The sequence below is a fragment of the Sagittula sp. genome, from assembly GCF_052825245.1.
In genome coordinates this window covers 37143-60653 of record NZ_JBRBWD010000054.1, presented here as the reverse complement: position 1 = coordinate 60653, position 23511 = coordinate 37143, and the positions used below count along the sequence as shown (strand labels likewise).

Here is a 23511-nt window from a genome sequence, read left to right as displayed (position 1 = left end):
CCGCCGCTAGGCGCGGCGGCCATTGCGCGGGACCGTCGCAGGGCGCAACATTCGTGCAGACATTACAGGCTGCCGGGGAAGGAAACGTCTATCTGCGCCGCTGCCCGGATAACGTCGCGTACGCCCCTATTGCCCGACAGATTGCCTTCGGTATTGATTTGCCGATGGCAGAAACGGCCAACCTGAAGTACCCATTCCGGTGTACGCTAACTCAAACTCAGGTTGCCACACCTGGAAAAGACTACACCATAACACGAAGGGCGGGATCGCCCGGACCCAGCAAGGGACGCTCATAATGACAAGACTTGCCCACCTGACCCTGACGACATTCCTGAGCGCCGGCATCGCCACCGCCGGACTGGCCCAGGAGACCCACCCCGAGACCGGCGAACCGCTGGCCGCGGAACAGACCTTCACCTACCGCATCCTCGACGAGTTCTCTTCGCTCGACCCGCAGGTGGTCGAGGACGTGACCGGCTCCGAACTGGCGCGCGACCTGTTCGAGGGCCTGATGAACCAGGACGAGAACGGCGAACTAGTGCCCGGTGTCGCCACCGGTTTCGAGGCCTCCGAGGACAAGACCACCTACACCTTCACGCTGCGCGACGATGCGAAGTGGTCGAACGGCGATCCCGTGACCGCGCAGGACTTCGTCTTCGCGTGGCGCCGCGCGGTCTCTCCGGAACTGGCGTCGCCCTACCAGTGGTACATGTCGCTCATGTCCATCGAGAACGCAGACGCGATCATCGCAGGCGATATGGCACCGGAAGAGCTGGGCGTGACCGCCATCGACGATCGCACCCTCGAAGTGAAGCTCAGCCAGCCGCTGTCCTACTTCCCGCAGATGGTGACGCACGCCACGACCTTCCCGGCACCGCAGAAGGTGATCGAGGAATTCGGCGACGACTGGACCAAGACGGAAAACATCGTTTCCAACGGCGCCTACGTGCTGACCGAGCACATCCCGAACGAACGCTCCACCCGCGAGCGCAACGAGATGTACTGGGACAACGAGAACACCATCATCGACAAGACCGTAGCGCTGGTCATCAACGACGAGAACGTGGCACTGACCCGTTTCCTCGCCGGTGAGCTCGACCGCACCGAGGTCCCCGCAGGCCAGTTCCCGCGCCTGTCCGAGGAGCACCCCGAGGAGGCGATCAGCTTCCCGCGGCTGTGCAACTACTACTACACGTTCAACCTGTCCGACAGCGGCCCCGAAGCCTTCAAGGACGTGAACGTGCGCAAGGCGCTGGCGCTGGCCATCGACCGCGACATCATCACCAAGAACGTGCTGGCGGGCGGGGAAGTGTCTGCCTACACCTTCGCCCCTGCCGCCGTGGCCAACTTTGAACCGCCGGTCACCGAGATGCAGGAGATGACCCAGGCAGAGCGCGACGAGAAGGCCAAGGAACTGCTGGCAGAGGCAGGCTACGGTCCCGAGAACCCGCTGAAGTTCGGCATGATGTACAACACCTCCGACAACCACCAGAAGATCGCCGTGGTCATGTCGCAGATGTGGAAGCAGAAGCTGGGCGTCGAGGTCGAGCTGTCCAACATGGAGTGGAAGGTCTTCCTCGAGGTGCGCGGCAACCAGGACTTCGAACTGGCCCGCGGCGCGTGGTGCGGCGACTACAACGAGGCATCCACCTTCCTCGACCTGCTGACGACGCCGTCCGGCTACAACGACGGCAAGTACTCCAACGCCGATTACGACGCGCTGATCCAGGAGGCGAAGTCCGCCGACGACAGCGCGCCGCTCTACGCCGAGGCCGAGCAGATCTTTGCACAGGACATGCCGGTGATCCCGGTCTACCACGCGGCAGGCGTCTACATGATGGACAGCGACGTGGGCAACTGGCCGGTGAACAACGTCGAACAGAACTGGTATTCGAAGGACCTCTACAAGGTCGCCGAGTAACCCCTCCCGAGACCCGTCCCGGCGTTCGCGCCGGGACCTGTCCCCGCGCCTCCCGACTGTGCGCAGGGACACGGGCACCGGCCAAGTCCCGGTCCCGGGGTGCCGATCCACATCCGCAAGGTTGAACCCCACATGCTTTCCTACGTGATCCGACGGCTTCTGGTGGCTGTCCCGACGATCCTGTTGCTGGTGATCGCCGCCTTCACCATGATGCAGCTTGCTCCCGGCGGGCCATTCACCTCCGAACGTCCCCTCCCCCCCGAGGTGCTTGCCAACATCGAGCGCCGGTACGGCCTCGACCAGCCGCTGTGGAAACAGCTCTGGGACTACTTCGCCAACATCGTCCTGCATTTCGATTTCGGTCCGTCCTTCGTCTACAAGGACCGCGACGTGAACGACATCATCGCGCAGGGTTTCCCGATCTCGCTGACCTATGGCTCGCTGTCGTTCCTTGCCGCGAGCGTCGTGGGCGTGACGCTGGGCATCGCCGCCGCGATCCGGCACAACACCTGGATCGACTATTTCGCCGTTTCGCTGGGGATCGCCGCGCAGGCGCTGCCGAACTTCATCATGGGCCCGATCCTGATCCTGACCTTCACGCTCTGGCTGGGCCTGCTGCCCGGCGGCGGCTGGAACGGCGGACAGTGGGAATACCTGATCATGCCGGTGATCGCGCTCTCGACTTCCTACATGGGGTCCGTCGCCCGGATCACCCGCTCGTCGATGCTGGAGGTGCTGAACTCCAACTTCATCCGCACGGCCCGCGCCAAGGGTCTGCCGCAAAGCACGATCATCTGGCGGCACGCGATGAAGCCGACGCTCCTGCCGGTGATCTCCTACCTCGGGCCGGTCTTCGTCTACGTGCTGACGGGCTCGGTCTTCGTGGACCTCTACTTCTCCACCGGCGGCCTCGGTCAGAGCTACGTGAACTCCGCCCTCACCCGCGACTACGCGGTGCTGCTGGGCGTGACGATCCTCTATGGCGCGCTGACCGTCATCGTGAACCTGCTGACCGACCTCGCCTACGCGTGGTTCGATCCCAAGATCCGGTACTGACATGCGCTTTTTCGGAACATCCCCCAAGGCCGCCGCGCTGGCCGGCGAGATCACCGACTTCACCGCGGTGCGCGGCCGGTCGCTGCTGAGGGACGCCTTCAACCGCTTCCTGCGCAACAAGGCCGCCATGGCCAGCGTCGTCATCCTCGCGCTGATCGTGCTGTTCGTGCTGTTCGGCCCCCTCCTATCGCAATGGTCGAACGAGGAAATCGACTGGGTCGTGATGGGCGACGTGAAGGGCATGGGCATGCCGTCGCTGGAAACGGGGCACTACTTCGGCGTCGACGACCTTGGCCGCGACCTCTACGCCCGGACGATCCAGGCGACGCGCACCTCGCTGCTGGTCGGACTGATCGGCGCCGCCATGGCGCTGGTCGTGGGCACGCTCTGGGGCGTCGTCGCGGGCTACTTCGGCGGACGCCTCGACAGCGTCATGATGCGCTTCGTGGACATCATGCTGGCCATCCCGCTGACACTGATCCTGATCCTCATCCTCGTCGTCGCCGGACGCAGCTTCGTCGCGCTTTTCCTGGGTCTCGGCGCGGTGTCGTGGCTGACCATGAGCCGCATCGTCCGTGGCCAGACCCTGACGCTCAAGGGCCGGGAGTTCATCGAGGCCGCCCGCGCCACCGGCGTGTCGGAGGCCACCATCATCCGCCGCCACATCCTGCCCAACCTCGCGGGTGTGGTGATCGTCTATGCCTCGCTATTGGTGCCCGAGATGATCCTCGCCGAAAGTTTCATCTCTTTCCTCGGCCTCGGCATATCGGAGCCCAACACCTCCCTCGGCCGCCTGATCGCCGAGGGCGCGGGCACCATGGCCTACGGCACCCTCTGGCAGTTGCTGTTTCCGCTTTTCTTCTACGTCACGCTGATCATCGCGATGTTCTTCATCGGCGACGGCCTGCGCGACGCGCTCGACCCGAAGGACCGCTGACATGACCGTGTTTTCCGTCAAGGACCTGAACGTCTCCTTCGACACGCCCGATGGCGAAGTGCAGGCCGTCAAGGGCGTGTCCTTCGACATCGCCGCAGGCCAGTGTCTTGGCATCGTGGGCGAAAGCGGTTCCGGCAAGTCGCAGAGCTTCATGGCCGCGATGGGCCTTCTGCCGCCGAACGGGCGCGCCACCGGGTCGGTGACCTTGTCCGGGCAGGAGATCCTGAACGTGCCCCTGAAACGGCTGAACGCGATCCGGGGCGCGGACGTGGGCATGATCTTCCAGGACCCGCTGACCGCGCTTACCCCGCACCTGAAGATCGGCGCGCAGATGGCCGAGGTGCTGCGGGTCCACAGGGGTCTGCGCGGCCGTGCGGCGCGCGCCCACTGCCTCGACTGGCTGAACCGCGTCCAGATCCCGGAGGCCGAGCGCCGCCTCGACCAGTACCCCCACGAACTGTCGGGCGGGATGCGCCAGCGCGTGATGATCGCCCAGGCCATGCTCTGCGACCCGAAGCTGCTGATCGCGGACGAACCGACCACCGCACTCGACGTGACCGTGCAGGCAGAGGTTCTGGACCTGATGGCCACCCTCCAAAAGGAGATGGGCACCGCCATTGCACTCATCACCCACGACATGGGCGTCGTCGCCCGCATGTGCGACCACGTGAAGGTCATGCGCTTGGGCGAGTTCGTGGAGGACGGCCCGGTAGAGCACATCTTCGCCCGGCCCGAACACGCATACACGCGCAAGCTGCTGGAAGCGATGCCGCGGATCGACAAGGGCGATGCACCGGGCGACGTCACCGGCAGGACCATCCTCGACGTGGACGACCTGAAGGTGCACTTCCCGATCACCGTCAAGGGCGGGCTCTTCGGACGCACTGTGCCGCTGAAGGCGGTCAACGGCGTCAGCTTCGACCTGAAGGAAGGCGAGACGCTGGGCATCGTCGGTGAATCCGGCTGCGGCAAGTCCACCCTAGCCCGCGCGGTGCTGCAGCTGATCGCGTCGCAGTCGGGCACCGTGTCATGGCTGGGCAAGCCGCTGACCGAACTGGACCGCAAGGCGCTGAAGCGGGAACGCCGCGACCTGCAGATCGTCTTCCAGGACCCGCTGGCGAGCCTCGACCCCCGGCTGACCATCTCCGCCTCGATTGTGGAGCCGTTGCAGACCCACCGCCCCGAGATGACCGCCCGCGAGCGGCGCGAGGAAGTGGCGGCGATGATGACCCGCGTCGGCCTAGACCCGTCGATGTACAACCGCTACCCGCACGAGTTGTCCGGCGGTCAGAACCAGCGCGTCGGCATCGCCCGCGCGATGATCACCCGGCCCAAGCTTATCGTCTGCGACGAGGCGGTCAGCGCGCTCGACGTCTCGATCCAGGCGCAGATCGTGAAGCTGTTGAAGGACCTGCAGGACGAATTCGGCATGTCGATGCTGTTCATCAGCCACGACCTGTCCGTGGTCCGCGCCATCTCCAACCGCATCATGGTGCTCTACCTCGGGCGGATCGTGGAAATGGGCGATGCTGATACCATCTGTGCCCGACCGCAGCATCCCTACACGCAGGCGCTGATTTCCGCCGTGCCGATCCCCGATCCGGAGGCCGAGCGCGCACGGACCCGCATCCGCATCCCGGGCGAGCTGCCCTCGCCCATGGACCCGCGCGCTTCGCTGCGGTTCCTGCCCTCTCGTCTGGCCGATCAGGGCGAGGTGTATGTTCCGCAACTGCGCGACATGGGCGGCGGTCACCTCGTGGCGGAACACGATCCGCTGGACAGCCTGCTGAAACACCCCCGGGCCGGGGGCGCTGTCCCCGCGGCCTGAGCCGCCGGGACCGCCTCAGGAGATGCCGTTCAGGAAGACCCTGAGGCCCAGCTCAAACCGGGCTTTGCGCGCTGTCTGGCAGGGATGTTCGTCGGTCATGATCAGCGCCTCGATCACCGGCAGGTTCAGCATGTCGAGCAGTAGGGTCGCCGCGGCGGCCGGGTCGCCGACCCGAAGCTCGCCGCGCGCGCAGGCCCGCTCGATCTCGGCCCGGACGATGGCCTGCTTGTTGCGCGGACCTTCCTCCAGGCAGCGCCGGCTGAGCCGCGGGTGCTGCGCCGCCTCCGCGATGGCCAGGCGGAAGAGCGCAATGGGCAGGTCCCAGCGGTCGCCGGGTTCGTCGATCATGAAGAGCTTGCGCAGCCGGACCGCAAAGGAGGCGTCTTCCGGCAGGTCCGGCATGGGGGCGCACTTCGCAAAGCGTCTCTCGATATAGGCGTCGAACAGCGTGTCGCGGTCCTGGAACAGGCCGTAAAGCGTCTGCTTCGACATGCCCGCGCGGCGCGCAATGGCCGCCATTGTCATCCCCGCCAGTCCCACCTCGTGGAAGTGGTCGTCGAGCGCGCCGAGGATCACGTCGCGCCGTTCCTCCGCGTCCATGACCACGGGGCGCCCCTTGCGGACGGGAACAGGATCGTCGTTCTCGCCGACTGCTTGTGCGATGCGTGCCACGCCAGCCCTCCAAATCGCCGTGCTTTGCCCCTCGCGACAAAAAGCATCTTGCGGAATCCACATTGCGGTACTTATGAGACTCGCGAGTCTTTTAAATACTCCGCCGGATTGCGCCAAGCGATTTCGCCGGATTCGCGAAAAGGAGCCGACAATGCGTTCGGTCACGACCGCGCCGCTTCGGGCGCTTCTTCTGGCGGCTGTCCTGCCGCTGTCTTTCAACCCGGCGCTTGCGCAGCAACAGGGGGGCGAACGTCCTCCGGCGGCAGTCACAGTGGCAACGATGCAGCCGCAGGAGCTGACGCTGACCTCCACCCTGCCCGGCCGCGTGCGCGCGTCGGCGGTGGCGGAGGTGCGGCCGCAGGTCAACGGCATCATCACCGAGCGTCACTTCAAGGAAGGCACGATGGTCGAGGAGGGCGACCTGCTCTACACCATCGACCCGACAACCTACGAGGCCGCAGTCGCGCAGGCGGAGGCGCAGCTCAGCGCGTCGCAGGCCCAGCAACGGGCGGCAGAGCGTGACTTCGAGCGGGTCAGCAGCCTGTCGACGCGCGGTGTCACCAGCCAGCAGGCGGTGGACGAGGCGACCTCTGCCCGCGACACCGCCGATGCACAGGTGGTGATGTCCGAAGCGGCGCTCAGGTCGGCCCAGATCGACCTCGACCATACCGAGATCCGCGCCCGCCTGTCAGGGCGGATCGGCCTTTCGGACATCTCGCGCGGTGCGCTCGTGACCGCCAGCCAGTCGACACCGCTGACCACCATCCGCAAGCTGGACACGGTCTATGTCGACGTAACCCAATCCGCCGCCGAGCTGCTGGCCTGGCGTCGTGGCACGGCGCTGGACGATGAAACCCCGGGCGAGGTCAAGCTGACCCTGGCAGACGGCGAGTCCTATTCGGAGCCCGGCCAGCTGACTGCCGCCGAACCGCACGTCGATGAACAGACGGGCGTGATCGTCCTTCGGATCGAGTTCCCGAACCCCGACATGCTTCTGCTGCCGGGCATGTACGTGCAGGTCGAGATGCCGACCGCGCAACTCGACAACGTCTACCTCGTCCCGCAGGAGGCCGTCACCCGCGACCGCCGCGGCAACCCGCAGACATGGGTGGTGAACGCCGACAACGTGGTCGAGGTCCGTCCGCTGACGATCCTGCAGGACCGCGGCTCCGACTGGGTGGTCAGCGAAGGCCTGAACCCCGGCGACCGCGTCGTGGTCGAAGGCGTGCAGAAGACCGGACCGGGCGCCACCGTCGCCCCGGCGGAACGCACCGCCGAGGCCGCAGCCGAGACCCCCGGCGACGCCACCACGGCAACGGAGTAAGCGCAATGGCCCGTTTCTTCATCGAACGGCCCATCTTTGCGTGGGTCATATCCATCATCGTCATGGGGATCGGCATCCTGTCCGTGCTGACGCTCCCCATCGCGCAGTATCCGCAGATCGCGCCGCCCTCGATCTCCATCCGGGCGACCTATCCCGGTGCCTCGGCGCAGACCGTGGCCAATACCGTCACGCAGATCATCGAACAGCAGATGACCGGCCTCGACGGGATGCGCTACGTGTCGTCGAACTCCACCTCGGCGGGGACGGCCAGCATCACGCTGACCTTCGAGACCGGCACCGATCCGGACATCGCGCAAGTGCAGGTGCAGAACAAGCTGGCGCAGGCCACACCGCTGCTGCCCGACAGCGTGCAGCGGCAGGGCGTGACGGTGCAGAAGTCCTCGGCGGGCTTCCTGATGGTGATCGCGCTGATCTCGCCGGATGGCAGCCTCGACCAGACGGACCTGTCGGACTACCTGAAATCCAACCTCGTGGACGAGATGTCCCGGATCGAGGGCGTCGGCTCCGTGCAGGTCTTCGGCGGCCAGTATGCCATGCGCATCTGGCTCGACCCGTCGAAACTGACCGCCTATGAACTGACGCCTTCGGACGTGGTGGCGGCGGTCAGTGCCGAGAACGCCCAGATCTCGGCCGGGGCATTCGGCGACCGTCCCACCGCCGACGGGCAGATGCTGAACGCCACGATCACCGCGCAGTCGCTGCTCCAGACGCCGGAGGACTTCCGCCAGATCGTCCTGCGCGCGCAGGAGAACGGCGGCCTCGTGCTGCTGGACGACGTGGCCACGGTCGAGATCGGCTCCGAAGGGTACAACTTCACCCCGACCTATGACGGCCAGCCCGCCAGCGGCATGGCGATCAGCCTCGCCCCCGGCGCCAACGCGCTGGACACGTCTGAGCTGGTGCACGCCCGGATGGAGGAGTTCGCGCAGTTCTTCCCCGCCGGCATCGCCTATACCATCCCCTACGACACCACCCCCTTCGTGGAGATCTCCATCGAGGAGGTGCTGCGCACGCTGGTCGAGGCGATCATCCTCGTCTTCCTCGTGATGCTGCTGTTCCTGCAGAACCTGCGCGCCACGCTGATCCCGACGCTTGCCGTGCCGGTCGTCATCCTGGGGACCTTCGGGGTTCTCGCGGTGATGGGCTACACGATCAACACGCTGACCATGCTCGCCATGGTTCTGGCCATCGGTCTGCTCGTGGACGACGCCATCGTGGTCGTCGAGAACGTCGAACGCCTGATGGAAGAAGAGGGCCTTTCCCCGCGCGAAGCCACCCGCAAATCCATGGACCAGATCACCGGCGCCCTGATCGGCATCGCGATGGTGCTGTCGGCGGTGTTCGTGCCCATGGCCTTCTTCGGCGGGTCGACTGGCGTTATCTATCAGCAGTTCTCAGTCACCATCGTCTCGGCCATGGCGCTGTCGGTCCTAGTGGCGCTGACCCTTACCCCGGCGCTCTGCGCCACGATGCTCAAGCAGTCCCACGGCGAAAAGCGCGGCTTCTTCGGCCTCTTCAACCGGGGGTTCGGCGCGACGACGCGCGGCTACGGCAAGGCGGTCGGCGGCATCGTGCGGCGGCCGTTCCGCATGACGCTGATCTACCTGCTGATCGTCGGCGGCATGGTCGCGCTGTTCATGCGCACGCCCACCGGCTTCCTGCCGGACGAGGACCAGGGCATCATGTTCGTGATGATCCAGGCCCCCACCGGCGCGACGCTGGAGCGGACGGAGGAGGTCGTCGAACAGGTGCAGACCTACTTCCTCGAACAGGAAGCGGACGCGGTTGAGGCGGTCTTCGGCGTGGCGGGCTTCGGCTTTGCCGGTCAGGGGCAAAACATGGCGCTGGCCTTCGTCCGTCTGAAGGACTGGTCCGAACGGGAGAACCCGGCGCTGTCGGCCCGGGCCGTCGCCGGTAGGGCCTTCGGCGCGCTGTCGCAGATCCAGGATGCCTTCGTCTTCCCGGTCGTGCCACCTGCGGTTACCGAGCTTGGCAACGTCTCGGGCTTCGACATGTACCTGCAGGCGCGTGGCGGCCAGACCCACGAGGAACTCGTCGCCGCCCGCAACCAGCTTCTGGGCATGACGGCGCAAAGCCCGCTGCTGACGGGTGTGCGTCCGAACGGTCTCGAGGATGCCTCGCAGTTCAACCTCGCCATCGACTGGCGCAAGGCGGGCGCGATGGGGGTGACGGCCTCCGACGTGTCCAACCTGCTGAGGATCGCATGGGCCGGGGCCTACGTGAACGATTTCATCGACCGGGGCCGGATCAAGCGGGTCTACGTGCAGGGACAGGCGGACAGCCGGTCCACACCTTCGGACCTGACCAAGTGGCGTGTGCGCAACGCATCCGGCGGCCTCGTGCCCTTCGCCAACTTTGCCGAGGGATCGTGGAAGATGGGCGCACAGGGCGTCTACCGCTACAACGGCGTGCCGGCCCTCCAGATCCAGGGCAGCCCCGCGCCGGGCGTCACCACGGGTGAAGCCATGGCAGAGATGGAGCGCCTCGTGTCCCAACTTCCCGAGGGCTTCGGCCTGTCTTGGACCGGCCTGTCGCTGGAGGAACGGGAATCCGGCAACCAGGCGCCGCTGCTCTATGCGCTGTCCCTGGCCGCCGTGTTCCTGTCGCTGGCCGCGCTTTACGAAAGCTGGTCGATCCCCTTCGCGGTGATGCTGGCCATGCCCATCGGCGTGCTCGGCGCGCTGCTGGGTGCCTGGGCAGGCAGCTACGAGAACGGCGTGTTCTTCCAGGTGGGTCTGCTGACGGTGATCGGTCTGACCGGCAAGAACGCCATCCTGATCGTGGAATTCGCCCGCGACAGGATGGAGGCGGGCGAGGATGTGCTGAGCGCGACAATCGAGGCTGCCAAGCAGCGCTTCCGTCCGATCATCATGACCTCCATGGCCTTCTCGCTCGGCGTGGTGCCGCTGGTGATCTCCACCGGCGCGGGCTCCGGCGGGCGGAACGCCATCGGCGCCGGGGTGCTGGGGGGCACGCTGTCCTCCACCATCTTCGGGGTGCTGCTGGTGCCGCTGTTCTTCGTGATCGTGGTGCGCCTGTTCACCCGCAAGCGCCCGGCAGCCGAAGCGCAACCGGCCGAATGACCACCGGGCGGGGCAGCGATGCCCCGCCCCCCTGCGCCCCGGTCCGGACCATGGGCAACGGAGCGCCCCCTTCCCCATAGCCTTTCCCGACCACCGCGCGACCGCCTACTTAGACGGCCCTGATGGCCCACGGGCAGTCCGCGTCCCGGTTCTCCGGCTGTTCCTTCAGACGGCGCATCCGCGCACGAACCTGCACGCGCTCCCTTGGCGGACCGATCCATGTTGGCTAGGGATTGGCACGCAATCGAGCCGCAGACAGGGACGCAACATGGACGACACCGCCGCACGCTTCACCAGGGTCACGTCGAGCCACTGGGGCGCCTTCGAGGTGGACGTGGAGAACGACCGCATCGTCGCCACGCGCCCGTTCGCGGCCGACACGCATCCCTCGCACATTCCCGACATCCTCCCGCAGGCGGTGCATCACCGTTCCCGCGTGGCGCGGCCGTCCATCCGGCGCGGCTGGCTGGACACCCGCCAGCGCAGCGGGCGCGGCACCGACGACTTTGTCGAACTGCCCTGGGACGAGGCCCTCGACATCGCCGCGGCAGAGATCGACCGCATCCGCAAGACCCACGGCAACGAGGCGATCTTCGGCGGCTCCTACGGCTGGAGTTCGGCCGGACGGTTCCACCACGCGCAAAGCCAGGTGCACCGGTTCCTGAACAGCATCGGCGGGTACGTCGCCTCCTTCGGCAGCTATTCCACCGGCTGCGCGCAATCGATCATGCCCCATGTCTTCGGCCTCAACTTCCTGTCGCTGCTCTACGAGCATCAGGAGGGCTGGCATTCGATCCACGACCACACCGAAACGCTGGTGATGTTTGGCGGGATCAACCCGAAGAACGCGCAGGTCAGCATGGGCGGCGTGACCGATCACGACACCGCGGGCTGGATGCAGCGTTTTCTCGGCAAGGGGATGTATTGCCTGAACGTCGGACCGCAGCGGACGGACGCGCCCGCGGGCTGCGCGTGGCTGCCGGTCCGGCCGGGGTCCGACACCGCGCTGATGCTGGCGCTGGCTTATGTGCTGGAGAGCGAGGGCCTGACGGACCACGCCTTCCTCGACCGCTACACCGAGGGGTTCGCCCGCTTCCGCCCCTATCTCATGGGCGAGCGCGACGGCACGCCGAAGACCCCGGAATGGGCGGCAGAGCTCTGCGGCGCGGCGCCTGACGCGATCCGCGACCTCGCGCGACGGATGGCGTCGACCCGCACGCTGATCACCGTGGCCTGGTCCCTTCAGCGCGGCGAACACGGGGAACAGCCCTACTGGATGTCCGCCGTGCTGGCTGCGATGCTCGGTCAGATCGGTCTGCCCGGCGGCGGCGTGGGTTACGGCTACGGCGCAATCGGCGGCGTGGGCAAGACGCTCGACGCCATGTCGGGGATGACCTTCTCGCAACTGACGAACCCGGTACAGACGCGGATCCCCGTGGCGCGCATTGCCGACATGCTGCGCAACCCCGGGCAGCCCTACGACTTCAACGGCCAGCGCGCGCCCTACCCCGACATCCGCCTGATCTACTGGGCGGGCGGCAACCCGTATCACCATCACCAGGACCTCAACGCCCTGCACAAGGCCTGGCAGCAGCCCGAGACGATCATCGTCAACGAACCGTGGTGGACCGCCACGGCCAAGCGCGCGGACATCGTCTTCCCCGCGACCACCCCCTATGAGCGCGAGGACATCGGCCGGTCCAGCCTTGACGACCACCTGTTCCACATGCCGCGGCTGGTGTCGCCCGTGGGCGAGGCGCGCGACGACTACGCGATCTTCGCCGGTCTGGCCGAACGGATCGGTGTTGGCGAGGTCTTTTCCGAGGGCCGCAGCGCCGACGACTGGATCGAGATCCTCTATGCCGACTACCGGGAACGGGCCGCGGCGCAGGGGATCGAGATCCCCGACCTCGACGGGTTGCGGCAGGAGAACTGGATCAAGCTGCCCATTCGCTCGGACCGCGTCGGTCATTCGTATTTCGGCCCCTTCCGGGAGGACCCGGAACAGGCTCCGCTCGGGACGCCTTCGGGCCGGATCGAGATCTTCTCCACGACCATCGACGGGTTCGGGTATGACGATTGTCCCGGTCATCCGATCTGGCTGCCGCCGTCGGAGTGGCTGGGGTCCGCCGCCCCCGAGGCACCGCTGCACCTCGTCTCGCCCCAGCCCGGCGACAAGCTGCACAGCCAGCTCGAAAGCGCGTTGGCGGATGTACCGGGTGCACGGCCCGCGACGCTCGTCATCCATCCCGACGACGCGGCCACTCGGGCAATCAGCACGGGCGACCTTCTGCGGGTCTTCAATACGCGCGGCGCCTGTCGCGCCCGGGCGCAGGTGTCCGATGACATCCGCCCCGGTGTCGTCGCCCTGCCGACCGGCGCGTGGTTCAGCGACCCGGGCGGGAACATCGACCTGGACGGCAACCCCAACGTCCTGACGAAGGACGTGGGCACCTCGAAACTCGGTCAGGGCTGCAGCGCACACACGGCGCTGGTGGACGTCGCACGCCTCGACACCTGAGGCACTTCGCCGGCCGCCTTCCTCCGTGCGGGTGACACCGTCCCCGCGCGGAGCCGCCTCCACAGGCACGCTCCCAGCACCGGAGGGGTCACGGGCCCATTCCACGACGCCGTCCCCGGCGGTCGTGTGTTTCCGCGCTTGCTCCGCAGGGGTGCCCCTTACCCGGCACTTTCAGAGTAACCCTTCCCCTCACTGCGAATGACCGGAACCGTCCGCAGGTGAGTCGCGCGATTCCATGGGATGGCCTCAATCGGCCTCACATCCAGGCGCGCCAACGACCGCCCCGCTCTGAAATCAGCCCAAAATGACATCAATCGACGTCTGACGGCGCCAAAACCCCCGATTTCAGCAAAAAGTTGTCGATGACAGTTGTCATCGACAATTGTCCTGCGCAACCTATTCGGAGTGACGCAAGGACAAGTCACGCCGCACTTAAACGATCAGAAGAACGCGTAACGATGACCGACACTCCGAAGGACTGCTTCGACGAAATCGAGATCGACTGCCTCAGCACGGCGATCAGCTACTACATCCGGGTCCTGAACCTCTGGGTGTCGCGCGACCTGGAGAAGAAGCTCTCCGGCTCGCCGCTGGCGGGCGGGACCGGGAAGGTCTCGACCCTGTTCATCGTGGAGCATCAGCCCGGCATCACCGCCTCCGAGATCCGGCAGTTCGCCGGCAAGGACGCGCCCGCGATGACCCGGCTCGTGGACAAGCTGATCACCGACGGCCTGCTGGACCGCCGCCCCGACCCGGAGACAAAGCGCCGCCAGCAGCTTTTCATCACCGACAAAGGCCGGACCGCGCTGGACGAGGTGCGCGGCATCGTCGGCCGCGAACCCGAAGAGGCCTTCTGGATGCTGACCGCCGAGGAACACGCACAAACCGTGGCCCTGCTGCGCAAGATCGCCGCCGCATACGTCGAGCGCCACAACGGACTGGATTGGAAGCGAAACAGGTCATGACCCGAAAAATCATGTTGTTGACCGGCGGATCCCGCGGGATCGGCCTGGGTATCGCGTGCGAAGCGGTACGGCGTGGATGGTTCGTTTCGCTGGGCCTGCGCAACGCCGACACCCTGCCCGAGGGCCTGACACCCGACGCGGCCGAAGTGGTCGGCTACGATGCCACCGCGGGCGGAGAACAGGACTGGGTCGCGGGCGTCATGCAACGCCATGGCCGCATCGACGCCGTCGTGGCCTGCGCGGGACTGCTGGAACACGACAGCATCGTGACCGGCGATGATGCAAAGGTGCTGCGGCTTTTCGAGGTCAACGCCCACGCCCCGCGCCGCCTGGCTGCCGCGGCGTGGCAGCCGCTCATCGACAGCGGATCGGGACGCATCGTCGTCATGGCCTCGCTCTCGGGCAAGCGGGTGAAATCGCAGCGCTCCGGCCTCTATGCCTTTTCGAAGTTCGCCGCAGTGGGGCTGGCGCACGCGCTGCGCCACGAAGGCTGGGACCACGGCATCCGCGCCACCGCGATCTGCCCGGGCATTGTCGCCACCGACATGGGCCTCTCCGCCGCGAACGGGTCGCTTCCGGTCGAGGCGATGACCCAGGTGGGGGACCTCGCCGCCCTGACGCTCAACACCATCGAAACGCCCGGCACGCTTTGCCAGGCGGAGATCACCTTCAACTGCCAACTTGACGGAATATTCTGATGCCCGGACCACGTGTAACCCCTGTCCACGGAGACGAAGACCTGCCCGGCAAGGTCGATGTCGTCGTGATCGGCGGAGGCATCATAGGCACCTCCACCGCCCTCGAACTGACCGAGAAGGGCCTGCGCGTCGCGCTGTGTGAAAAGGGAGGCATCGGTCAGGAACAAAGCTCGCGCAACTGGGGCTGGGTACGCATTTCCCGCCGCGACCCGCGCGAGATCCCCCTGATGGCCGAAGCCCTGCGCATCTGGCCGGGGCTGAAGGAACGGACCGGTCGGGAACTCGGCTACAAGCAATCCGGCATCCTGTTTGCCTGCCGCAGCGACAAGCAGATGGCGCAGTACGAATCTTGGTCGGACCACCTGAAGCCCTACCAGCTCGACAGCCGCATGGTCTCGGGTGCGGAGTTCGACTCGGTCATGCCCGGTTGCAATGAACCCGTGAAGGGCGGTCTCTTCACCGCCGCCGACGGGCGCGCCGAACCGCAGCTGGCCGCCCCCGCCATCGCCGAGGCGGCCCGAGACAAGGGCGCCGTCATACTGATCGAATGCGCGGTGCGCGGGGTCGAGACCAGCGGCGGCGCGATCAGCGGCGTGGTGACAGAGCGCGGCCCCATCGCCTGCGACGCCGTGGTGCTGGCGGGCGGGGCATGGTCGCGGCTGTTCTCGGGCAATCTCGGCATCGAGTTCCCGCAACTGAAGGTGATGAACACCGTGGTGCGGACAGAGCCGATCGAGGGCGGTCCGGAGGCGGCCTACTGGACCAGCGACTTCTCGTTCCGCAAGCGCAAGGATGGCGGTTACACGCTGGCGTCCGGGTCCGTGAACGTGGTCGACATCGTGCCCGACAGCTTCCGGCTGGCGCTGAAGTACCTGCCCGCCCTGCAACACCAGTGGCGCGACCTGCGCCTGCGCTTCGGCCCGCGTTTCGCGCAGGAGGCCTCCTACGCGCGCAAGTGGCGGAACGACGAGACCACTCCCTTCGAGTACACCCGCGTGCTCGATCCGAAACCGCACGCCAAGGTGGTCCGCAACACGCTGGAGGCCGCGGCAAAGGCCTTTCCGATCTTCGCCAACGCCAGGCCGCGGCAAAGCTGGGCGGGTTACATCGACGTCACGCCCGATGCGGTGCCGGTGATCTCCGCCGTGGACTCGCTGCCCGGTTTCTTCATGGCGTCCGGTTTCTCCGGGCACGGCTTCGGGATCGGCCCCGCCGCCGGCCGCCTGATGTCCGAGATCGTCACCGGCCGCCAGACCTGCGTCGACCCGCATCACTTCCGGTTTTCGCGGTTCTCGGACGGCACCCGCCTGAAACCCGACGACGGGTTCTGAAACGCCCGCCCGGTGCAAGACCCGGGCGACGCAAGCGGCGCCGCCAGAAGCGCCGGACCAAGATCGAAACTGACCTTCCATTCACCGAACAGGGGAACGTACCCATGACCAACACTGGAAACGACCTTTCGCATCCGTCCCGCCGAGGTTTCCTCGGGATGACCCTTCTGGGCGCTGCCGGGCTGGGGCTCGCCTCCTTCCCGGGCACTGCCCGCGCCCAGGCCTCCGGCCAGGTGATCGTCGGCATCAGCCAGGAGCCGACCGTCTTCAACCCGCACATGCTGCACATCGAGGTCGACGAGGGTATTCACTGGGCGCTCTTCGATCCGCTCTTCTCGGTGGAGCCGGACGGCACCTTTGCGCCGCGCCTCGTGACCGAGGTTCCGACGGTCGAGAACGGCGGCATCTCGGAAGACGGCACCGAATGGAAGATCACCCTCAAGGAGGGCGTCACCTGGCATGACGGCACGCCGATGACGGCGGAGGACGTCAAGTTCACGCTGGAGCTGCAGAAGGACGACAACTTCCGCGCTGCCCGCCGCACCGGTCACGAGTTGATCGAGGAGATCACCGTCGTCTCCGACACCGAGCTGACGTGGAAGATGTCGTCGCCCTTCGCGCCCTACATGGCGATCCTGAGCTGGACGATGATCATCCCCAAGCACGCCTTCGACGGCGTCGATCCGAACGAGGCGCCGTTCAACCAGACACCCATCGGCACCGGCCCCTTCAAGTGGGACAGCCGCGCGCCGGGCGACAACATCCAGCTTCTGGCCAACCCCGACTACCACGGCAACAAGGCGCAGATCGAACGGGTGGTGGTCAAGTACGTGCCTGACCTGACGGTGCTCTATACCCAGTTCAAGACCGGCGAGATCGACGTGATCGCGCTTCAGGGCATCTCGCCCGACCATTATGCCGAAGCCTCCACCCTGCCGGGCAAGACTGTCGAACTGGTCCCGGTGGGCACGGTCGAAACGCTGTCGCTGAACCTCGGCAACCCGGTGCTGGCCGACAAGGCCGTGCGCGAGGCGCTCTACCTCGGCGTCGACAAGCAGACGGTGATCGACGCGCTCTACTACGGGCTGCCGACACCCACCGAAACCTACATGCCGCAGCAGAGCTTCTACTACAACGCGGACCTGCCGCAGCACGTCTACGACCCCGAGGCGGGCAAGGCGATCCTGGAAGAGGCGGGCTGGGTCGTGGGCTCCGACGGCATCCGCGAGAAGGACGGCCAGCGCCTGAGCTTCGTCTGCTCGACCACCGCGGGCAACCACACGCGCGAGCAGCTTCAGCAGTTCCTGCAGCAGACCTGGAAGGACATGGGCATCGAGATGTCGATCTCGAACCTGCCGCCGGCGGTGATGTGGGCGGATCACTGGATGCAGTCGCAGTTCGACATGGCCGTGGCCGGGATCATCTTCCTGACCGGTCCCGACCCGGACACCCGCGACTACTTCCACAGCGAGGCAATCAACGCGCAGGGCGGCGCCGGACAGAACACCTTCCAGTACGCCAACGAGCGGATCGACACCCTGCTGACCGAGGGCGCAACCACCGTCTCGCCGGAGGCGCGCAAGCCGATCTACGAGGAGATCCAGTCGCTCGTCCGCGAGGAACTGCCCTTCCTCCCGCTGTTCCAGCGCAACGAGGTCCGCGGCCACGCCGAGACGATGAACGGCTACCAGCCGAACATCAACGTGCGGATCACCTTCTGGAACATGCAGGACTGGAGCTGGTCCTGACCCGCACCCAGTCCTGACCGAACAGGCCAGCCCGGCGCGCCACGCGTGCGCCGGGGACGGCCGCCCCTTTCCCATCCGGAGGCCGCACCATGCTACGTTTCCTCATCAACAGGGTCCTGCAGGGCACCGTGCTGATCCTGATCGTGTCCATGATCGGGTTCACCGTCATCAACCTCGCCCCGGGCGGGCCGCTGTCGCAATACGCGATGACCCCGGGCATGAGCCAGGCCGACCTCGACCGGATCGCGGCGCAGATGGGTCTCGACCGGCCCATTCCGATCCAGTACCTCGACTGGCTGGTTCACATGGTGCGCGGAGATTGGGGCAACAGCTACCGAGACCTCTCGCCGGTCACCGACGTGATCTGGCGGCACATGTGGGCGACGCTTCTGCTGATGGGCACCTCCACCGCCATCGCCGTCAGCCTCGGCACGCTGATCGGCGTGCTGGGCGCGCTGAGGCGCTATTCGATCTTCGACTACATGGCCACTGTGGGGGCGATGATCGCGCTCTCGATTCCGACGTTCTGGTTCGGGCTCGTCGCCATCTTCTTCTTCTCGCTGGAACTGGGCTGGCTGCCTGCGGGCAGCATGTACACCGTGGGCGACCAGAGCCTTGGCGACTACCTCATCCACCTGATCATGCCCTCTCTGGTGCTGGCGCTGGTCAACGTCGCGATCTGGAGCCGCTACATGCGGGCCTCCACCCTCGACGTGATGGACCAGGATTTCGTCCGCACCGCCAGGGCCAAGGGCCTGCCACGCTACCGCATCATCAGCGCCCACATCGTGCGCAACGCGCTGATCCCGATGATCACCCTCGCCGGGCTGCAGCTGCCCACCATCATCGGCGGCGCGCTGGTGACCGAGACCGTCTTTACCTGGCCCGGCCTCGGGCGGCTGTTCATCGATAGCCTCGGCTACAACGATTACCCGGTCATCATGGGGCTCCTGATGTTCTCGGCCATCCTCACCGTGATCGGCAACTTCCTCGCGGACGTGGGGGTGGCGCTGGCCGACCCGCGCATCCGCCTCGGCTGACGAAAGGACCGCACAGATGACCGCCCTTCCCGACCCCGCCGTCCGCCGCACGCCCCTCTCGCTGTTCACCGGGCCGCGCATGCGCAAGTTCATGCGCCATCGCCTTGCGATGGTCGGCCTGTTCATGATCGTCGCCCTGACGCTGGCGTGTTTCCTCGGGCCCTACTTCCTGCCCTTCGACGAGCTGTATATCGACCTGCGCGCGCGCTTTTCCCCGCCCCTGACCGAGAACCACATCCTCGGGACCGATCCGCTGGGCCGGGACATCGCCGCGCGCCTGTTCTCAGCCGGGCAGATCTCGCTGACCGTGGGCTTCACCGCCATGGTGCTGTCGACCCTGATCGGCACCGTGATCGGGCTGGTCGCGGGGTACTTCGGCGGCTGGACCCGCACCGGACTGATGCGCGTCGTCGACGCCTTCCTGTCCTTCCCGTCGATCTTCCTGATGCTGACGCTGGCCGCCTTCCTGCAACCGTCCCCGGCGATGATCACGCTCATCATCGCGGTGACCTCGTGGATGGAAGTGGCGCGTATCGTCGAGGCCGAGGTACGCGGGCAGGCCTCCCGCGACTTCACCGCCGCCGCACGCATGATCGGCGCGCCGCACTGGTGGATCATGCTGCGCGAGATCCTGCCCAACGTGATGGGATCGATCATCGTGGCCGCCACGCTGACCGTCGCCCGCGCCATCCTGCTTGAGGCCTACATCTCCTTCCTCGGGTACGGCATCCAGCCGCCGCTGCCGAGCTGGGGCAACATGCTGAACAATGCGCAGCAGTACCTCGACAGCGCGCCGTGGCTCGCCATCGTGCCCGGCGTCGCCATCACCCTCGCGGTGACCTCCTTCAACTTCATCGGTGACGGGCTGCGCGACGCGCTGGATGCCCGCTCAGTCAAATAGGCGAGGCGAGATCCATGACGACCGCATCCCCCTCGAACGACCCCGTCCTGTCGGTCCGCAACCTGTCGATCAGCTTCAAGGGCGGCCGCCGCGAACTGCCGGTGGTGCATGGCATCGACTTCGACATCCACGGCGGCGAGACGCTGGCGCTGGTGGGCGAATCCGGGTCGGGCAAATCGGTGACCTCCTTCGCGCTGATGCGGCTCTTGCCCGATGCCCGGCACTGCGTCATCCGGGGCAGCGTCACCATTGGCGGGGTCAACCTGCTGGAACTGTCCGAACGCCGCATGACCGCGGTGCGCGGACCGAAGATAGCCATGATCTTCCAGGAGCCGCTGACCTCGCTCAACCCGGTGCACCGCGTGGGCGACCAGATCGCCGAAGCGCTGCGCTATCACCGCAAGATGACCCGGGCGCAGATCCGCACCCGCGTGCTGGAACTTCTGACCCTCGTGGGCATCCCCGACCCGGAAAGCCGCATGACTGCCTACCCGGGAGAGATGTCTGGGGGCATGCGCCAGCGCGTGGTGATCGCCATGGCGCTTGCTCTGGAACCGGACCTGCTGATCGCAGACGAACCGACGACCGCGCTCGACGTGACGGTGCAGGCGCAGATCCTCGAACTCCTGCGCGACATCCAGAAGCGGACCGGCATGGCGATGCTGTTCATCACCCATGACTTCGGCGTCGTGGCCGAGATCGCCGACCGGGTCATGGTGATGTACTCCGGCCGGATCGTCGAGGAAGGCACGCTCGAAGACGTGCTGACGCGCCCGCGCATGCCTTACACGCGGGGCCTCCTGGCCTCCGTGCCACGGCTGGAGGATGCGGGGCTGAAGAAGGGCGCGCTCGGCACGATCGAGGGATTTGTCCCCACGCCCGGCGACCTGCCCCACGGCTGCAGCTTCCATCCCCGTTGCCCTTACGCGCAGGCCGGGACCTGCGACACGATGATGCCGGACCTGCTGCCGCATGGCAAACCCGGTCATCCGGTGCGCTGCGCCCGGGCAGAGGACGCCGCGCTGAACCCGACCTGCATGGAGGACATCTCCGCATGACTACGCTGATCGAAGCCGTCGACCTGAAACAGCACTATCCCGTCCGACAGGGCGTGCTGGGCCGGCAGACCGCCGCGGTGAAGGCGGTGGACGGTGTGAACCTGCGCATCCAGCGCGGCGAGGTGCTGGGGCTGGTGGGGGAATCCGGGTCGGGCAAGTCCTCTCTGGGCCGCACCCTGATGATGATGGAGCGTCCGACGTCCGGATCGGTCCTCTACGAGGGCACCGACCTTGCCATCCGGTCCCACGCCGCTTTGCACCCCTACCGGCGCAAGATGCAGATGGTGTTCCAGGACCCGTTTTCCTCGCTCAACCCGCGCATGACGGTCGAGGACAGCCTGACCATGCCCCTGCGCTTCCACCAGCCGGAGCTGAACGCCAGCGACCGCCGCAACGTGGCTGCCGACACGCTGGAGCGCGTGGGCCTGCCGCGCAGCATGATCACCCGCTATCCGCACGAATTCTCGGGCGGGCAGCGGCAGCGCATCGGGATCGCCCGCGCGCTGATCGTGCGGCCGGACTTCATGGTCGCGGACGAACCGGTCTCGGCGCTCGACGTGTCGGTGCAGGCGCAGGTCCTCAACCTCTTCTCCGACATCCGCGACACGATGGGCCTGACGCTGCTGTTCGTCACCCACGACCTTGCCGTGGTGGGGCACATCGCGGATCGGGTGGCGGTGATGTACCTCGGCCAGATCATGGAGATTGCACCCACCCGTGCGCTCTTTGCCTCGCCCAGACACCCCTATACCGAGACGCTGCTTTCCGCCGCCCCGCAACCCACCGTGGGCGCACGCCGGACCCGTATCCCGATGAAGGGCGAACCACCCAGCCCGCTGTCGCCGCCCTCGGGCTGCGTCTTCCGCACCCGCTGCGCGCACGCCACCCCAGACTGCGCCCGCGCCCGGCCGGAACTGCGGCCGCGCGGCCCCGGACACCTGAGCGCCTGCATCCGCGACGACCTGACCCTCGTGCCGGCGATAGGCGACAGCACCTCCTCTTCCAGACGAAAGCACATGGCATGACCCAGTTTTCCCCCTTCGACACGACGCTCTGGCATGCAACGGCCACCCCCGCGCCGGACACCGGCCCGCTGGAAGGCACCGTGCGCACCGATGTCTGCGTGGTGGGCGGCGGCTACACCGGCATGACAACAGCCATCGAGCTGCGACGCCGCGGTCACGAGGTCGTGCTGCTGGAAGCGCAGGAGGCCGGCTTCGGCGGGTCGGGCCGCAATGCCGGGCACTGCACGCCGACGTTCTCCTACTACTCGCTGGACGAGCTGCGCAGCCTGCTGGGCCACGAACGGGCCGCACGCCTGATCGCCCGCCAGACAAAGGGGGCCGACATGGCCGCCGAGTTCATCCGCGATTTCCAGATCTCCTGCGAATGGAAACAGAACGGCTATTTCCACGGGGCACTGACGCCTTCGCGCATGGACCGCATCCACAAGAAAGCCGACAGCTATGCCTCTGTCGGCTGCCCTTCGCGCGTTGTCGATGCCGCCGAGGCGAAGCGCCTGACCGGGTCCGACCGTTTTCACGGCGGCTGGATGCTGGAGTCGGGCGGCCACCTGAACCCGCTGAGCTACTCTCGCGGGCTTGCCCGCGCCGTGCTGCAGGAAGGCGCCCGCCTGTTCACCCGTTCGAAGGTGTCGAAGGTCGAGCGGCAGGGCGACAGGTGGCACGTCCGCACCGATGCGGGCGAGGTCGTGGCCGACAAGGTCATCATGGCCACCGGCGCCTATACCGACGGCGGCTGGAAGGGCCTCGACAAGACCTTCCGCATCAAGAAGGTCATCCTCGCCGCCACCAACCCCCTTCCCGACGATGTCCGGGCCCAGGTGCTGCCCTTCGACGGGACGATGCACGACGGGCGCGGCGACATCTTCGTCTACAAGTACAACCGCGAGGGCCGGATCGTGGCGTCGATGTTCCCGATGGGCAAACGCGGCCGCGACCTGGAGTACACGCGCCGGATGTTCATGGACCGGCTGCGCTGGCTGCACCCGCAAGTGCCGGAAAGCACGACCTGGGATTACTACTGGATGGGTGAGCTGGACATGCAGCGCCACACCATTCCCCGCCTCTACGACCTTGGGCCGGGCGCGCTGGCCTGCACCGGGCTCTCGGGGCGCGGCGTTCCCACCGGTACCATGCTGGGCGGCATCCTCGCCGACTGGGCGGAGGGCACGGCGGAGAAGGACCTTGCCCTGCCGGTCGAACGGCTGAAGTCGGCGCCGCCCTACATGTCCTTCGCGCCCGCCCTGATGCTGCGCTGGTACGGCATGCAGGACAACCTCGCCGCCCGCCGCGACGGCGTGGAGCTCCCGCCGCACGCCTGACCCGCCTTGGAGAGTCACCGGTCCTTGGGATGTAGACCGCCG

General features: G+C 66.7%; 17 protein-coding genes. 16 read left to right on the top strand and 1 reads right to left on the bottom strand.

Translation table 11 applies throughout. The annotated features are described in order from the left end of the window. The first annotated feature begins 295 nt into the window (after positions 1-295). The 4 genes from ACU0DV_RS21980 to ACU0DV_RS21965 all read left to right on the top strand — a co-directional run bounded on the left by ACU0DV_RS21980 (position 296) and on the right by ACU0DV_RS21965 (position 5742). Entirely contained in the window at positions 296-1921 is a 1626-nt protein-coding gene (locus tag ACU0DV_RS21980; protein WP_100929334.1) for a peptide ABC transporter substrate-binding protein, read from the top strand. 132 nt (positions 1922-2053) lie between these two features. Continuing rightward, a complete protein-coding gene (oppB, locus tag ACU0DV_RS21975; RefSeq protein WP_446240906.1) occupies positions 2054-2977 on the top strand; it encodes an oligopeptide ABC transporter permease OppB in 924 nt (307 codons plus the stop codon). A 1-nt stretch (position 2978) separates the two neighbouring features. Next, positions 2979-3914, top strand: coding sequence for an ABC transporter permease subunit (locus ACU0DV_RS21970; RefSeq protein WP_198521724.1), 936 nt, complete (start codon positions 2979-2981; stop codon positions 3912-3914). 1 nt (position 3915) lies between these two features. Continuing rightward, positions 3916-5742, top strand: coding sequence for an ABC transporter ATP-binding protein (locus ACU0DV_RS21965; RefSeq protein WP_446240907.1), 1827 nt, complete (start codon positions 3916-3918; stop codon positions 5740-5742). A gap of 15 nt (positions 5743-5757) precedes the next feature. On the opposite strand, the gene ACU0DV_RS21960 is transcribed toward ACU0DV_RS21965, so the two are convergent. Then, positions 5758-6414, bottom strand: a complete 657-nt coding sequence (locus ACU0DV_RS21960) for a TetR/AcrR family transcriptional regulator (RefSeq protein ID WP_254698126.1) — start codon at positions 6412-6414, stop codon at positions 5758-5760. 151 nt (positions 6415-6565) lie between these two features. Here ACU0DV_RS21960 and ACU0DV_RS21955 point away from each other — a divergent pair, with 151 nt between their 5' ends. The 12 genes from ACU0DV_RS21955 to ACU0DV_RS21900 all read left to right on the top strand — a co-directional run bounded on the left by ACU0DV_RS21955 (position 6566) and on the right by ACU0DV_RS21900 (position 23469). Beyond that, positions 6566-7738: an efflux RND transporter periplasmic adaptor subunit gene (locus tag ACU0DV_RS21955; protein ID WP_370312288.1), complete on the top strand. Its 1173-nt coding sequence runs from the start codon at positions 6566-6568 to the stop codon at positions 7736-7738. 5 nt (positions 7739-7743) lie between these two features. Then, positions 7744-10863, top strand: coding sequence for an efflux RND transporter permease subunit (locus ACU0DV_RS21950; RefSeq protein ID WP_100929331.1), 3120 nt, complete (start codon positions 7744-7746; stop codon positions 10861-10863). Positions 10864-11131: 268 nt separating this feature from the next. Continuing rightward, positions 11132-13384 carry a molybdopterin-dependent oxidoreductase gene (locus tag ACU0DV_RS21945; RefSeq protein ID WP_446240909.1) on the top strand — a complete coding sequence of 751 codons (2253 nt, stop codon included), beginning with the start codon at positions 11132-11134 and terminating at the stop codon, positions 13382-13384. 458 nt (positions 13385-13842) lie between these two features. Continuing rightward, a complete protein-coding gene (locus tag ACU0DV_RS21940) occupies positions 13843-14349 on the top strand; it encodes a MarR family winged helix-turn-helix transcriptional regulator (RefSeq protein ID WP_283981123.1) in 507 nt (168 codons plus the stop codon). Next, positions 14346-15047, top strand: coding sequence for an SDR family NAD(P)-dependent oxidoreductase (locus ACU0DV_RS21935; protein WP_446240910.1), 702 nt, complete (start codon positions 14346-14348; stop codon positions 15045-15047). The genes ACU0DV_RS21940 and ACU0DV_RS21935 overlap by 4 nt, the downstream gene beginning before the upstream one ends. Continuing rightward, entirely contained in the window at positions 15047-16378 is a 1332-nt protein-coding gene (locus tag ACU0DV_RS21930) for an NAD(P)/FAD-dependent oxidoreductase (protein ID WP_446240911.1), read from the top strand. The genes ACU0DV_RS21935 and ACU0DV_RS21930 overlap by 1 nt, the downstream gene beginning before the upstream one ends. Before the next feature lie 104 nt (positions 16379-16482). After that, entirely contained in the window at positions 16483-18126 is a 1644-nt protein-coding gene (locus ACU0DV_RS21925; RefSeq protein WP_446240912.1) for a peptide ABC transporter substrate-binding protein, read from the top strand. Between the two features lie 89 nt (positions 18127-18215). Beyond that, the gene (locus tag ACU0DV_RS21920; RefSeq protein WP_283981126.1) at positions 18216-19166 is read left to right on the top strand and encodes an ABC transporter permease; all 951 of its coding nucleotides are present in this window, start codon (positions 18216-18218) and stop codon (positions 19164-19166) included. A 16-nt stretch (positions 19167-19182) separates the two neighbouring features. Continuing rightward, entirely contained in the window at positions 19183-20067 is an 885-nt protein-coding gene (locus ACU0DV_RS21915; protein ID WP_100929324.1) for an ABC transporter permease, read from the top strand. A gap of 14 nt (positions 20068-20081) precedes the next feature. Then, complete coding sequence (locus tag ACU0DV_RS21910) at positions 20082-21125, top strand: ABC transporter ATP-binding protein (protein ID WP_446240913.1); 1044 nt, start codon at positions 20082-20084, stop codon at positions 21123-21125. Then, positions 21122-22150 carry an ABC transporter ATP-binding protein gene (locus ACU0DV_RS21905; protein WP_446240914.1) on the top strand — a complete coding sequence of 343 codons (1029 nt, stop codon included), beginning with the start codon at positions 21122-21124 and terminating at the stop codon, positions 22148-22150. Before ACU0DV_RS21910 ends, ACU0DV_RS21905 begins: the two co-directional genes overlap by 4 nt. Further along, complete coding sequence (locus ACU0DV_RS21900; RefSeq protein ID WP_446240915.1) at positions 22147-23469, top strand: NAD(P)/FAD-dependent oxidoreductase; 1323 nt, start codon at positions 22147-22149, stop codon at positions 23467-23469. The genes ACU0DV_RS21905 and ACU0DV_RS21900 overlap by 4 nt, the downstream gene beginning before the upstream one ends. Positions 23470-23511 lie beyond the last annotated feature (42 nt).

Coding starts and splice junctions, on each gene's coding strand:
- ACU0DV_RS21980 (WP_100929334.1), top strand. CDS start 296: ATGACAAGACTTGCCCACCTGACCCTGACGACATTCCTGAGCGCCGGC.
- oppB (WP_446240906.1), top strand. CDS start 2,054: ATGCTTTCCTACGTGATCCGACGGCTTCTGGTGGCTGTCCCGACGATC.
- ACU0DV_RS21970 (WP_198521724.1), top strand. CDS start 2,979: ATGCGCTTTTTCGGAACATCCCCCAAGGCCGCCGCGCTGGCCGGCGAG.
- ACU0DV_RS21965 (WP_446240907.1), top strand. CDS start 3,916: ATGACCGTGTTTTCCGTCAAGGACCTGAACGTCTCCTTCGACACGCCC.
- ACU0DV_RS21955 (WP_370312288.1), top strand. CDS start 6,566: ATGCGTTCGGTCACGACCGCGCCGCTTCGGGCGCTTCTTCTGGCGGCT.
- ACU0DV_RS21950 (WP_100929331.1), top strand. CDS start 7,744: ATGGCCCGTTTCTTCATCGAACGGCCCATCTTTGCGTGGGTCATATCC.
- ACU0DV_RS21945 (WP_446240909.1), top strand. CDS start 11,132: ATGGACGACACCGCCGCACGCTTCACCAGGGTCACGTCGAGCCACTGG.
- ACU0DV_RS21940 (WP_283981123.1), top strand. CDS start 13,843: ATGACCGACACTCCGAAGGACTGCTTCGACGAAATCGAGATCGACTGC.
- ACU0DV_RS21935 (WP_446240910.1), top strand. CDS start 14,346: ATGACCCGAAAAATCATGTTGTTGACCGGCGGATCCCGCGGGATCGGC.
- ACU0DV_RS21930 (WP_446240911.1), top strand. CDS start 15,047: ATGCCCGGACCACGTGTAACCCCTGTCCACGGAGACGAAGACCTGCCC.
- ACU0DV_RS21925 (WP_446240912.1), top strand. CDS start 16,483: ATGACCAACACTGGAAACGACCTTTCGCATCCGTCCCGCCGAGGTTTC.
- ACU0DV_RS21920 (WP_283981126.1), top strand. CDS start 18,216: ATGCTACGTTTCCTCATCAACAGGGTCCTGCAGGGCACCGTGCTGATC.
- ACU0DV_RS21915 (WP_100929324.1), top strand. CDS start 19,183: ATGACCGCCCTTCCCGACCCCGCCGTCCGCCGCACGCCCCTCTCGCTG.
- ACU0DV_RS21910 (WP_446240913.1), top strand. CDS start 20,082: ATGACGACCGCATCCCCCTCGAACGACCCCGTCCTGTCGGTCCGCAAC.
- ACU0DV_RS21905 (WP_446240914.1), top strand. CDS start 21,122: ATGACTACGCTGATCGAAGCCGTCGACCTGAAACAGCACTATCCCGTC.
- ACU0DV_RS21900 (WP_446240915.1), top strand. CDS start 22,147: ATGACCCAGTTTTCCCCCTTCGACACGACGCTCTGGCATGCAACGGCC.